We start from the raw sequence: 13,255 nt of genomic DNA, 5'->3' as shown, positions 1-13,255 counted from the left end.
GTAAATCGATACAATTAAAAAATAGATTATAAATACTGCATAATCTGCAAATTCGAGACTTGAGCTCATAAGAAATTATTTAAATTAGTAATTGGTTTAAGCATTAGCTTCTTATTTTTTGTTCCCATTTCCAGGCGCTTTCCATGGCTTGTTCCAAAGTAGATTGTGTTTTCCACCCAAGCACTTCATTTGCTTTAGTAGTATCAGCGTAAGCTAAAGTCACATCACCTTCTCTTCTGTCAACAATTTGGTAAGCTAATTTTTGACCGCTTACTTTTTCGAAAGCATTGATTACTTCTAAAACAGAACTTCCTACTCCGGTGCCAAGGTTAAAAGTTTCTACTTTTTCAACGTTCTTTTTATTTAATAAACGTTGCAAAGCCACTACGTGCGCCTTAGCTAAATCGACTACATGAATATAATCGCGGATACAGGTTCCGTCTGGTGTTGGATAGTTATTTCCGTAAACCAGTAATTCTTTGCGCAATCCAATTCCGGTTTGTGTAATAAATGGCACTAAATTTTGGGGAACACCTATTGGTAATTCACCTATTTCAATCGATGGATGTGCTCCAATTGGATTAAAATAACGCAATAAAATAGCGTTGATTCCACTTATTTTAGCTACATCACTAATAATTTCTTCCCCTATTTGTTTCGTGTTTCCATAAGGAGACATCGCTGGCTGAACTGCTGAATCTTCATTAATAGGCATTGTTTCCGCCTGACCATAAACTGTACAGGAAGAACTGAAAATAAAATTAGTATTTTCCTTTTTCTCTAATTCCTGCAATATATATACAAGGGCACTGATGTTGTTCTCGTAATACAACAATGGATTCCCTACACTTTCTCCTACTGCTTTGGAAGCCGCAAAATGAATCACTCCACTTACATCAGCATGTTTTTTGAAGAAATCCTGAACCGATGCTTTTTCTCTTAAATCCAGTTTTTCAAAAAGTGGTTTTTTACCTGTTATAGCTTCGATACCTTTTAAAACATCTTCCGATGAATTGGATAAATTATCAATCACAATCACTTCAAAACCTTCATTTTGCAATTCCACTACCGTATGCGAACCTATGAAACCCAAACCTCCCGTTACTAGTATTTTCATATCTTTTAAATTTTATTTTTGTTTGTAATGTACATCAGATAAATTTCGCAACATTTCAGCACTTTTCTCAGGTGTAATATCTCTTTGTGATTCTCCCATCATTTCATAACCTACCATGAATTTTTTTACGGAAGCCGAACGCAACAATGGCGGATAAAAATGCATGTGAAATTGCCATTCCGGATGCTCCTCACCGTCTGTTGGTGCCTGATGAATTCCGGATGAATAAGGGAATGAAGTTTCGAAAAGATTATCGTACTTTGTCGTCAGTTTTTTCAAAACTTCAGCAAAAGCAATCACTTCATCTTCAGTAAAATCAGTGATTTTTGTAATATGACGTTTGCTGATAATCATCGTTTCAAAAGGCCAGATTGCCCAAAAAGGAACAATAGCTGCAAAGTGATCGTTCTCAACAACCACACGCTCTTTTTTCAATAATTCTTGTTGCAAATAATCCTGTAAAAGATTGGTTCCGTTTTTATCGAAATAAGCTTTTAAACTATCCTGCGTTTTTTGAACCTGAGTTGGCAATGAAGATTGCGCCCAGATTTGTCCGTGTGGATGCGGATTACTACATCCCATTACACTTCCTTTATTCTCAAAAATCTGTACGTGATTAATGTAATCTACACTTCCTAAAGTAGTGTATTCTTTTTGCCAGGTATGGATAATATTTACAATTCCGTCCACTTCCATTTCCGGCAAAGTCAAATCATGTCTTGGTGAAAAACATACTACTCTTGAAATTCCTCTTTCCGGTTGCGCTTTAAAAAAACTTCTTTTTTCATTTCCATCAAAAGCAATCTCCTCCTGTTTTAAGGCTGCAAAGTCATTTTCAAAAACAAAACTGCTTTCATAAGCTGGATTTACTTCACCATTAGCACGAACATTTCCAGCACATAAATAACATTCCGGGTCGTATTTTGGTAACGCAATAGTATTTACCGCTTCTTTTTGTCCTTGCCAAGGTCTCTTAGCACGGTGTGGAGAAACTAAAACCCATTCGTTTATTAAAGGATTAAATCTTCTATGCGGATCTTCATTAATATCAAACTGTCTCATAGTCATTATTTAGTATATAGTGATGTTCCGTTACTTACTTTCACGTCGTAAATTTTCAATTCGATTCCGAAAGCATCGTTATATAATTTTGAGAATTTATCTTTAATTTGTTGCTCTTGTCCTTTCTTCACCAGATTAATTGTACAGCCTCCAAAACCGCCGCCCATTAATCTTGAACCAATAACTGCTGTTTCTTCTTTAGCCAAATCTACTAATAAATCCAACTCTTCACAGCTTACTTCGTAATCTTTAGACAATCCTTCGTGAGTAGCAAACATCAATTCGCCTAACAATTCAATTTTCCCATTGTCTAAAGCCTCACAAGCCTGAATTACACGGTTGATTTCCCTTACCACAAAAAGAGAACGTCTAAAAACGTCATGACTCATTTTGTCCTTCAAGTCAATAATGGTTTGCTCTGTACAATCTCTAAAACTTTTGATTTCAGGAAAATTCGCTTTTACAATAGCAATTCCTTCCTCACATTGCTGTCTTCTTTCATTATAAGCCGAAGTCATTAACGAGTGTTTTACATTTGAATCAAATAAAATCAATGAATAATCGCTAAAATCAGCATCGTGATAGGTATACTCTAAAGTACGGCAATCAATCTTGATCACTTTGTCTTCCAATCCCATTACACTTGAGAACTGATCCATAATTCCGCATTTAATTCCCACCCAATGCTCTGCTTTTTGTCCTAACAAAGCAATATCAATAGGTTTGATATTCAAATTGAATAAATCGTTTATTCCAAATAAAAATCCACATTCTAAGGCCGCCGAAGAAGATAACCCAGAACCAACAGGAATATTACTGCTGAAAACACAGTTTACACCTTCAAATTGAAATCCGTTGATTTTTAACTGATTAATTACTCCTCTGATATAATTTGTCCAGGAATTATCGTCTAATTTTACCTCAGCCGTAACATCAATTTCAAACTCATCATTCAGGTCTAAAGCAATCACTCTGGAAGTATTCGTATGGTTTTTTGCAAAAGCAAAACAAATTACTTTATCAATGGCTGCCGGCAAAACATAACCGTCATTGTAATCGATATGCTCTCCGATGATGTTTATTCTTCCCGGAGAAATTACTATTTTAGTGGGTTCAGCACCAAAAGTGTCCTTAAAAGAACTGGTTGTTTTGTTTATTAAAATATCATTCATTAGTTAGAAATTGGAATAGTATTAAATTTATTAAAATCGTGTATTATAATGATTCGAATTTATAGATAGTTTTTTGAGTGTAAACATCGCCTTTTTTCAAAACAGCATTTGGAAAATTGGCGTGATTTGGTGCGTCAGGGAAATTTTGTGTTTCAAAACAAATTCCGCTTAAAGCGTGGTAAGCTGCATTTTCTTTCCCTTTTAAATCAGAACCGCAATTTCCGCCCACATAAATATGAACTCCAGGCTGATCGGTATAAACATCCATTTTTAAATTAGTTTTTGGACTAAAAAGAGTTGCTTTTACCTCATCATTATTCTCCACTACAAAAGTGTTATCGATATTTTGAGGACATTTTTTAGCTGTTCGATAATCAAAAACCGTATTAGCCACCTCCAGAATAGTTCCTGTAGGAATACCGTCTTCTCTGGTTTCAACTACTTTTTGAGCGTGAACAACCAAATCCTGATTCAAAACATCCGATTGGTGTCCCTCCAGATTGAAATAACTATGGTGTGTTAAATTGATAATGGTATCTTCGGTAGTTGTGGCTTTGTAATTCAAAATCAATTCGTTTTCTTCAGTCAAAGTATAAGTCAAACTTACTGAAAGCTCACCCGGATAATTTTCTTCGTTAGCAACACTGACATAACTCAACGTAATTGATTGATTTTTGCCCGTATTTACCGCATCAACATCCCAGTTTTTTTTACTGAAATTTTCTATTCCTCCGTGTAATGAATTAGCTCCGTTATTGATTGCTAGTTGATATTTTTTACCGTTTAATTCGAATTTCCCATCTTTAATTCTCCCGGCATAACGCCCAACGGTAGCTCCCATATAAGGTGAACCATCTAATCGAAATGATTTCTCATAACCTTCTACACTATCGAATCCTAAAACCACATCAATCAATTCTCCATTTGTGATCGGAATTTTTAATGAAGTAACAGTAGCTCCAAAAGGCATTACGGTAAGTTGCGCTCCATTTTTATTGGTTAACACATAAAAAGTATTAACAGTAGTATTGGAATAATTTAAATTATTATCAGAAGCAGACATAGGAATTGGTTTTATTTTTATTTAAGTTGGTTGAGCAAAAATAGAAATAAACCTCAATTGTATATACCAGTACCTACCAGTTTTTCAAATAAAGCCACTAGATTGAAAAAATGAACTGACATTATCTTATCCCAAAGAATTAATCAAAACTGATATGTTTTGCATTTCCTTTGTAAAAATCAATAGTGATGCTTTTATCACTTTGCTGTATGTTTTTTACCGGAATTAGTTCCTTTGAATTCCATTTTTCTCCTGATTTTTTCCACAGCATTAGAGTTGCATAAATACCTGAGCCTTCTTTTTCCGGATTAGTATGCGCTATTACATCAATTACGGCACTCTTGTTACTTTCAGGGTGCAATCCCTGAGCATTTACAACTTCTGATTTTTCCCATCCTAAGATTGGAATCATCGCTAATTGATATTTACCATTATCAATAATAGTTACTTCGTAATTTTTTATTTTCTTTTTAGTAACCATAATCTCTTTATCAAGTTCAGGCAAAGCATAATGCCCTAAACGCATTGAAATGGCTTTATCCGAATTGTTTTTATCGACTCTCAAAATCCCATTGGCAAGAGGAATATCAGCCAAACTAAACTTAATATTTTCATCAGTTTCTAAAACCACCTCGCGATAGTAAATTCCGTTTTCAAAATTTTTAAAAGTGAATAATCGAAAGGCTTCCCATTTATTCACTTTATTTTTAACAACATAATTCATAGCCACTTCACCATTTTCACCATCGGCTTGCCAGGGAAATGCACTGTTATAAGATAATCGGTTGTAATTTTCAGTAGAACGGAATTTTTGCCAATCGTTTTTTACCTTTTCATGGCACCAGGCTCTCACTTCAGAAGCGCCTATATTCGGGTAATCGGTAATAAGAATTTGAGAATCTCCCTGATATTGGTTGTAAACTTTGTCTTTTTTAAATTGGGTATCCCAATTACCATTATTTTCTTTAGCATTCCAAAACGGATTATTATCCGGAACCAGTAAGCCTAAAAAGGCTTTTCCCATCCAATAAACACTACCACGGCAACTGTAAATTTGAACGGCAGGTTCGAAAGCTCCATAAAAACCCAAAGTAGGAACTCTATCTTTCATAAAATCGGGATGCGTAAAAAATTGTTTAATCACTCCTGATGCGATACGACGCATCCAGCCAAAATTAGTATTCGGGTCATTTTGAAATCCCATTAACGGAAAAGGAATAATCGAACCGGTTCTATAACTAATGCTTCGTCCCCACATAATCATTTCTCCGTTTTTACTGAAAAGATTAGGATAATTACCTTTTAAATCGCTAAAATTTTGCACAAATTGAGCTGCTATTTCAGGATAATTTTTTTTACCAAAATACTCCGACCAAATCATTCCATACATCTGAAAAGCCCACATGCTGTAGTAATCATAAGCAGGGCTGTCATTATACCAGCCGTTTCCTCTATAATGTTTCAGTGATTTTTCCAGATATTCAACCAGCAGCTTTTCGTTAACCTCATAACCTTGTTCTTTAAAAAAACTCAGCACAAAAACATTAAAGAATTTCCAGTTCGAATCTACCGTAGGTCCATCTCCGTAACTGAGCATTATTTTGGCTAATGCATCTTTTTGATTTTGAGGCATAGGTTTCCATAAAACCTCTGGATTAATCATCATCGAAACTGCTAATGCTCCAAATTCAACTAATTTTTGATTTGGGCCTCCATTTTTAGGTCGTGATTCAATATAAGAAGGGCTTGAGGGATTTGTCAATTCCCCTATCTGATGTCTGTAATAATCGGCTACTTGTATGTTGTTGATAACTAAATCCGGATTTTCTTTTAATAAGGGAGCAGCAATGAATAAGGTTCTGCAAAGTCCTTCTAATTTTTCTGTCGGAATCTGACTTTCATTTATTGGATAACTTTTTCCTTGCTGTTTAGGAAATTTCATTGGGTCATCCAGTGTATGAATATATGTAAATGCACCTTCCAGTAAATATAAGGCAGCATCTCTCCAGTGTTGTTTAGTCATTCCGGTATAAGGACTCAATTTATAATCCGGATTTGTAATTTGAAATACCTCTCTATTGCTTTCCTTCTTTTGTGCAAACAAAAAAGGACTTAAAAAAATAGCTAAAAGTAAAAGACTTGATTTATTCATCTTCAAATGGTTTTTTTATATATTTTTATCAGTTGACAGAATCCTTTCCATGTATTCTTCACTTTCGTCTGAGCCGAAACACAATTCACAGTTAACAAGCCAAGCAAAAATAAGACCGTTACAAATGGTATGTTTTTCATCACTGTACAATTTGTAATTTTGTTTTTTTCTAATCATGAAAATTCAAATCTATGTAATTAATCTAGTTTTCAATACCAGCCCCTACCAGTTTTTTAGAATAAAAACGGCCGTATAAAAACAAAACATGAATGAATTTGAATTTATTCCTTTTATTATTACATCCAAACACTCTGGCTAAACAACCATTATCCGTATTCACCTCAACTTATCAGTATATTATTACTATAAACAAGAACGCTTCTGATTCAGAATAAAAGAATAATTCTAAATTTGAAACTACTAAATGTATTACTTGGATTGTTTTTTCTGATAAACCCTGATATAATCTATTATGTATTTTGAAGGTAAACTTGTACTAGTATAATTACCTCCATTAGTGCCCCCTACAGCCAGATTAACTAATAAATAATGAGGCTGCTGAAATGGAAGAATCTTTTGACTAACAGAATATACTGTTTCTTTCAAATCTGTTTCATTAAGCAATTCATTATCAACATACAATTTAATAGACTGAGCATCCCAATCCATTCTCCATACATGAAATTTATCTGCCCAGGAATCATCTTTAAAATGATTTAACATAACTGTTTGACTATCCCAAACTATATTAGTATTGTTTGACGCCCAAGCAGTATTAGCTAATATTTTTCCAGTATAATACTCCATAATATCAATTTCACCATTAGCTGGCCAATTCCCTTCAATACCTAAAGTCCAAAAAGCTGGCCACATTCCTTTTTCGATTGGAATTTTAGCTCGCATTTCAAATCGACCGTATTGCCAGGAATGCTTTCCTCTGGTAATTAAACAAGAAGACGTTACCTTTATAGAATCTCTTCTTTTAGCCCAATCCCGATGGTTTTTGGAAACAAAATTTGGATTGACTTTGCTTTCTTTCTTGGCTTCTATAATAAGAAAACCGTCTTTGCAATAGGCATTTTCTTTTTGATACCATTGGTCTTCCTGATTCCGAATAAAACCAGTTTCATAATTCCAGTTTTTGTCATCTGGAAGACCATCTAAAGTAAACTCATCACTCCAAACCAATTGATAACTTTTATAATTATTAACCGATGCATCCTTGTCAGTAATGAAAGTAAAAAGAACATTTAATATGAATCTTAAAAACAAAAACTTAAATAGAATTAATTTCATTAATATAAACTTTGGTTAAATTCTCTTTTATAAAATAGTATTAGAAATTCAAAATTATTAATAGAAAATACTTTAATAACAACTCATCATAATTTAAAAAGGGTATGAAATTAATTCACACCCGATTCATAATCTAACTAATTAAATAACTAAAATAGTATCATTCAATTTTGTCTTCATCCGCAACAGCATCTTGCCATTTATCCCAAACTTTAACATTAGCATCATAGCCGTCGTAGCCAAAATTTTGACTTAATTGTCCTTTTATATTAGCTGTTATAGCACTATTAGGTATAGGCCAATAAACATTACGTTTATCCATCGTATATTTTTTAGTACCATTTGGGACTACGATTCCATTAGGATATTTATTATATAAAGTATAATGCACAATCCGTTGATACCAATAACTCCCCCCGGCGTTATCAGTTCCGGCTTGTTTATCCCAATTGCTTAAGCTATACGTATTTCCCCATTCATCTGGCTTACCGCTCATAGCTAAACAGTGCGAAATACGAGTCAACTCTACATTTCTCCATTCTTCAAGATAAAGCTCTCTTCCTCTCTCTGCACAAATATCGCCAATGGTAACGGCAGAATACATTTGTGAAGCGCCAGCTCTTGCTCTAATGAAATTTACATCCTGAGTAGCTCCAGAAACATTCCCCTGATAGAAGCGAGCTTCAGCACGCAATAGATAAGTTTCAGCTAAACGATATAGATACATATGAGCAACACTTCCGGTACTCGCTCCCTGAAAATCAGTTGCATTAGGATTCGCTTCATTTACAACATCATGCAAGTAAATTTTATACAATGGAAAATCAAAATAATCACGAATAGAATCTTTTACTAATAATGTATTCCCCTCTTTCATTCTAAAATTTTGATCAAAAAAAGTAGATGAAGGAGCACTATATTTTATATCTTCCATATTAACCCAATTACCAACTGTACTATTATGTCTTAGATCCTGCTTGTCCTCAACTCCATTAACAACCCACATAGGAACTTGCGAATAATACGACGCACTAATAGTGGCAATACCACGTCCAAATGCTCTTGTATAATCATATTTAGCATTATAGTTAGAGTTATTCAAAGCATATCGCTCTGCTCCCTTTTTACCATCAGGTGTAGTAATATTTCCTGAATTCCAAAAAGGACCAAAAATACGCATCGAGGCAAAACCTAAAAATGATTGTGCTCCCGCGTTAGGCATTATCATTATTGCTTCTTTATTGGCTGTAATAGCTTTATTTTGAGGTCTATGCAAATCCCAAATAACATTTCTTGTAATTGGCCATGTTGTAGGATTCCCTCCCGGATCAAAGGTGCCAAAATTATTTTGCATCAAAGAATATCCCGATTGATTGATAAGGATATCCGCCTGATCCTCTGCATCCTTAAATCTACCCGATGCCAAATAACATTTTATTAGTAACTGACGACAAGCTCCTTTATTGACCAAACCCAAATAATTTAATTTTGATTGTTCAGGCACCCATTCTACGGCTTTTTCCATATCCGCCGTAATCATCTCAATAATAGCGTCTTTCTTAGTAGAATAATAATTTTGCTTTGGAACCGATAAAATTTTAGTAATTAATGGCACATCTCCAAACTGATACACTAAATTAAGATAGCGATAGGCTCTATGAAAATAAGCCTGACCTATATATTTATTTTTAACCTCTTCTGATAAATTTTGAACTTGATCTATATAAGTCAAAACTGTATTTGCGTATTTAATACCATTATAACCTTCATCCCAATAATATCCAAGATAAATACCATCATTTGTTGAGGTTGTAAAACTCCCGGTAGGAATAATAATATTAGCATAATCAGCAGCGGTAGTACTAGCATCTGTTTTTCCGTATTTTGCCATATCTGAAAAAACATATTCAGTACCAATAGGTACACTATTAGAAGCAAAATTATAATGAATATAATTTCCTCGTAATGCTCTATCAGCAATAGCCAAAGTTGCCTGTAAACCTGACTCAGTAGAAAATGTAGTTCCGGGTTCGTAAAAAGAAAGCGGATCAGGTTCTAAAAAATCTTTAGAACAAGAAGAAAACAAAGCAGCCACTACTACTAAGGGCGCCAGTTTGGAAATATTATTTTTTATATATCTTTTCATTTTTGTATAATTTTTAAAGTGTAAGATTAAAACCTAAACTAAACATCCTGGTAGCCAGACCACCTGTTTCCGGATCTCCAAAATATTTCCAATTTTTTTCTGCTGACCACGTTGCTACATTACGAACTGAAGCATAAACTTTTATATTATTCATGTATAACCGCTGAGTAAACTCTTTTGGAAATTTATAAGCTAACGAAATATTATCTAAACGAATAAAACTACGATTATACAATTTTGCAGTTCCGGCACCCGCAGGTCCTCTGGCATCAAGACGAGCCCAATCATTTGTCGGATTATCAATTGTCCAATAAGGATTAACGAATGGATTATAATTATTTGTATACAAACTACCATCGTTATATAGATTCATGTAATTATTATCAAGTGACTTATGTCCCATATAGGAATACATATTAATCGCTAAATCCCAATTCTTAAAAAGTGTAAATTCATTACGCAATGACCAGTTAATTGGAGGAGCAGTTTGCCCTAAAAACTCTTTATCCTTATCATTATAAACAGGTTTACCATTTACATCATCTGCAGTATAATTATTTGCAATCTTAGGATCTCCAGGACGTTGACCATAAATTGCAGCTTCTGTGGCCTCTTCCTTTTGCCAGATACCGGTTACCCTATAATCCCATATTTCTGAAATAGATTTACCTATAAACCATCGGTTACTTGTATCATCAGATTCTTTCTGTCCAATAATGTTCCCATCGGAATCCAAAATATTCTCCATATTTCCATATAGTTTATTTATCATATTCTTATTATATGAGAAAGAAACACTGGTACGCCATTCAAAGTTAGGCTGTCTCATATTAACTGAACTAACACTCAATTCAAAGCCTCTGTTTTCAACTTCTCCTAGATTAGTTGCAATAGATCCAAATCCAGAGAAACCTGGCAAGCGTTGACTCATAATCATATCATGGGTTTTTGATCTATATACATCCACAGTACCAGAAATACGCTCATTTAAGAACCCAAAATCTAAACCAATATTTGCCGATTCGGTTTTTTCCCATTGCAAATTCGGATTTGCCAGACGGTCTATTGCCAGATACTTTACATCAACAATATTCCCAGAAGAATCAATATAACCCATTGTGGCTCCTGTTCCTGAACCTAAATTAGCTAAAGAAATATAAGGATCAGCAAGTGATCTATTACCATTTTTACCCCAGGAAAGGCGTAGTTTACCTGAACTCATAGCATTCCAATTAAACCATTTTTCATTTGTAAAATTCCATCCTACAGCAACAGAGGGAAAAGTCGCATAAGGATTTGAAGCACCAAATGCTGAATATCCGTCCCGTCTAATAGTTCCTGTAATCAGATAACGATTATCAAAGGAATAAAAAAGTCTTGCCATTAGTCCGTCAGCTGTCTGATGTGTATCATTTGTTGAAAAAGAGCTGTTTGCTAATGTAGCATTTGATGTATTATGAAAGCCTAAGGCATCTGAAGGCAAAATATTACGTGCATTAATTTCATCAAACCACGATCTGCGTTCCTCTACTTCCTGAACAAAAGTTGCTATAACATGATGCTTTTCATTAAAAGTATAATCCCAAGCTAAAGTATTATTCATATTCCAATCGAAATTCTTTCCATGATCTCTGTCTACACCTATATTTGCGGGATTTAACCCAACATTACCTGCTGATTGAAAATAACGGTTATAAAAAAATTCATATCTAGGTGAAATATTAAAAGAATAAGTAATTCCAAGAGGAAGAGTTACTTTTGCATTAAAAATGGTATTTAACACAGTATATCCTTTTTCTAATTCCTGAAATTGACGATCATAGTAATAATTATAACCTCCAATAGTTGGTCCCATCGGTTGTCTCTCATAATCTCCATTTACATCTCTGAAATTAGAAAACGGACTATTCCTTAACATGTTAGCTTCCCAGTAATTAGTTCCAGTTCCTACTCTAATGTCTCCATCTGTACGATCTTGAAAATTGACATTTGCACCAAACTCCAACCAGTCAGTAACATGTCCATTCAATTTCATATTTGCACGCACAGCTGAGTAGTCATTTCCTTGGATAGCTCCCTCTGAATTTAAATAACCTAAAGACAAATAGTAATTGACTTTATCACCTGCTCCCGAAATATTAACATTATGATCTTGATTCAATCCTGTTCTAAAAGTACTATCGTACCAGTCGTGAGTTTTCCCAGCAATAAAATTATCTAAAAGAAGTCCATTTTGTATTCCCAGACGAAGTCCCCAAACTTCTGTTAAACTTTTCCCCTGTGTCTGGGAACTAGGTTGATATGCTAACCATTGATCCTGTGTAATTCCATACTGCTCTAAATTTTCAGGATTTGAAAAATAACCGACCTGTCCGACCTGATTTGCAACAAAAGATTCATATTCTCCTGTTGCAGTGTTAGTACCATAGGTTTTAGCTGTTTCCCAATCTTCACGATATTTTAAATAGCCTTCTGGAGAATAGACATCACGATAAGCACTTTTAGTATTAACAGTCATATTTGAAGTAACACTAATAACAGGTTTTCCTGTTTTTCCTTTTTTAGTTGTAATAATAATCACCCCAGCTGCTGCTTTAGAACCATATACAGCTGTCGCTGATGCATCTTTCAAAATATCAATCTGACCAATATCTCCGGGGTTAATCTCTGAAAGCTCACCATAAAACTGCATTCCGTCTAAAATAATAAGTGGAGAATTATGTCCTCCTCCGGTATATACAGAAGTTTGTCCACGTACCTGCAAAGAACCGCCTCCTTTTGCATCGGATGAATACCCCACTTGCAAGCCTGGAACACCACGCAATACATCTTGCACTGTTTGTGGATTTTGATTCGCTAAAGTCTCAGGTTTAACCTGTACAACTGCTCCTGTTAAATCCGATTTTTTCATCTTACCATATCCAACTACCACAACCTCATTTAATGCAGCAGCATCACTTTTCAACTTTATATTAATAGTATCCTTTCCATCCACTGCAATGTTTAAAGTGGTAAAACCAATATAGGAAACAATCAATATTGAATTAGAATCTACTTTTAAAGTAAATTTCCCATCAAAATCAGTTACTGCTCCTATTTGGGTACCTTTGATTAAAACAGAAGCTCCTGGTAAAGGCATACCGCTTTCATCACTAACTATTCCTGTAATTGTTCTCTGCTGCGCCACTTTTACTAACTCTACTACAGAAGTAGTATTAATAATATTAGCCTGCATTTGAAATAAAGA

8 protein-coding genes are annotated in these 13,255 nt (G+C 34.4%); all 8 read right to left on the bottom strand.

The window, feature by feature from the left end; translation table 11 throughout:
- Window positions 1-103 precede the first annotated feature (103 nt).
- The 8 genes from galE to ABS764_RS05325 all read right to left on the bottom strand — a co-directional run bounded on the left by galE (window position 104) and on the right by ABS764_RS05325 (window position 13,243).
- Entirely contained in the window at window positions 104-1,117 is a 1,014-nt protein-coding gene (galE, locus tag ABS764_RS05360) for a UDP-glucose 4-epimerase GalE (protein WP_408080734.1), read from the bottom strand.
- 12 nt (window positions 1,118-1,129) lie between these two features.
- Window positions 1,130-2,179: a UDP-glucose--hexose-1-phosphate uridylyltransferase gene (locus tag ABS764_RS05355; protein ID WP_408080732.1), complete on the bottom strand. Its 1,050-nt coding sequence runs from the start codon at window positions 2,177-2,179 to the stop codon at window positions 1,130-1,132.
- Window positions 2,180-2,184: 5 nt separating this feature from the next.
- Window positions 2,185-3,351 carry a galactokinase gene (gene galK, locus ABS764_RS05350; protein WP_408080730.1) on the bottom strand — a complete coding sequence of 389 codons (1,167 nt, stop codon included), beginning with the start codon at window positions 3,349-3,351 and terminating at the stop codon, window positions 2,185-2,187.
- Between the two features lie 43 nt (window positions 3,352-3,394).
- Window positions 3,395-4,414, bottom strand: coding sequence for an aldose epimerase family protein (locus ABS764_RS05345; protein WP_408080728.1), 1,020 nt, complete (start codon window positions 4,412-4,414; stop codon window positions 3,395-3,397).
- A gap of 139 nt (window positions 4,415-4,553) precedes the next feature.
- The gene (locus ABS764_RS05340) at window positions 4,554-6,566 is read right to left on the bottom strand and encodes a DUF2264 domain-containing protein (protein ID WP_408080726.1); all 2,013 of its coding nucleotides are present in this window, start codon (window positions 6,564-6,566) and stop codon (window positions 4,554-4,556) included.
- 429 nt (window positions 6,567-6,995) lie between these two features.
- Complete coding sequence (locus ABS764_RS05335) at window positions 6,996-7,862, bottom strand: glycoside hydrolase family 16 protein (protein ID WP_408080724.1); 867 nt, start codon at window positions 7,860-7,862, stop codon at window positions 6,996-6,998.
- Between the two features lie 160 nt (window positions 7,863-8,022).
- On the bottom strand, window positions 8,023-10,008 hold the full coding sequence (locus tag ABS764_RS05330; protein ID WP_408080722.1) for a RagB/SusD family nutrient uptake outer membrane protein: 1,986 nt from the start codon (window positions 10,006-10,008) through the stop codon (window positions 8,023-8,025).
- Window positions 10,009-10,021: 13 nt separating this feature from the next.
- Entirely contained in the window at window positions 10,022-13,243 is a 3,222-nt protein-coding gene (locus tag ABS764_RS05325) for a SusC/RagA family TonB-linked outer membrane protein (RefSeq protein ID WP_408080720.1), read from the bottom strand.
- Between the last annotated feature and the right edge of the window lie 12 nt (window positions 13,244-13,255).

The organism is Flavobacterium plantiphilum (genome assembly GCF_046000495.1).
Taxonomy (GTDB): Bacteria; Bacteroidota; Bacteroidia; order Flavobacteriales; family Flavobacteriaceae; genus Flavobacterium; species Flavobacterium plantiphilum.
Note: the sequence above shows the minus strand (reverse complement) of the source record. Positions and strands in the feature narration are given on the sequence as shown.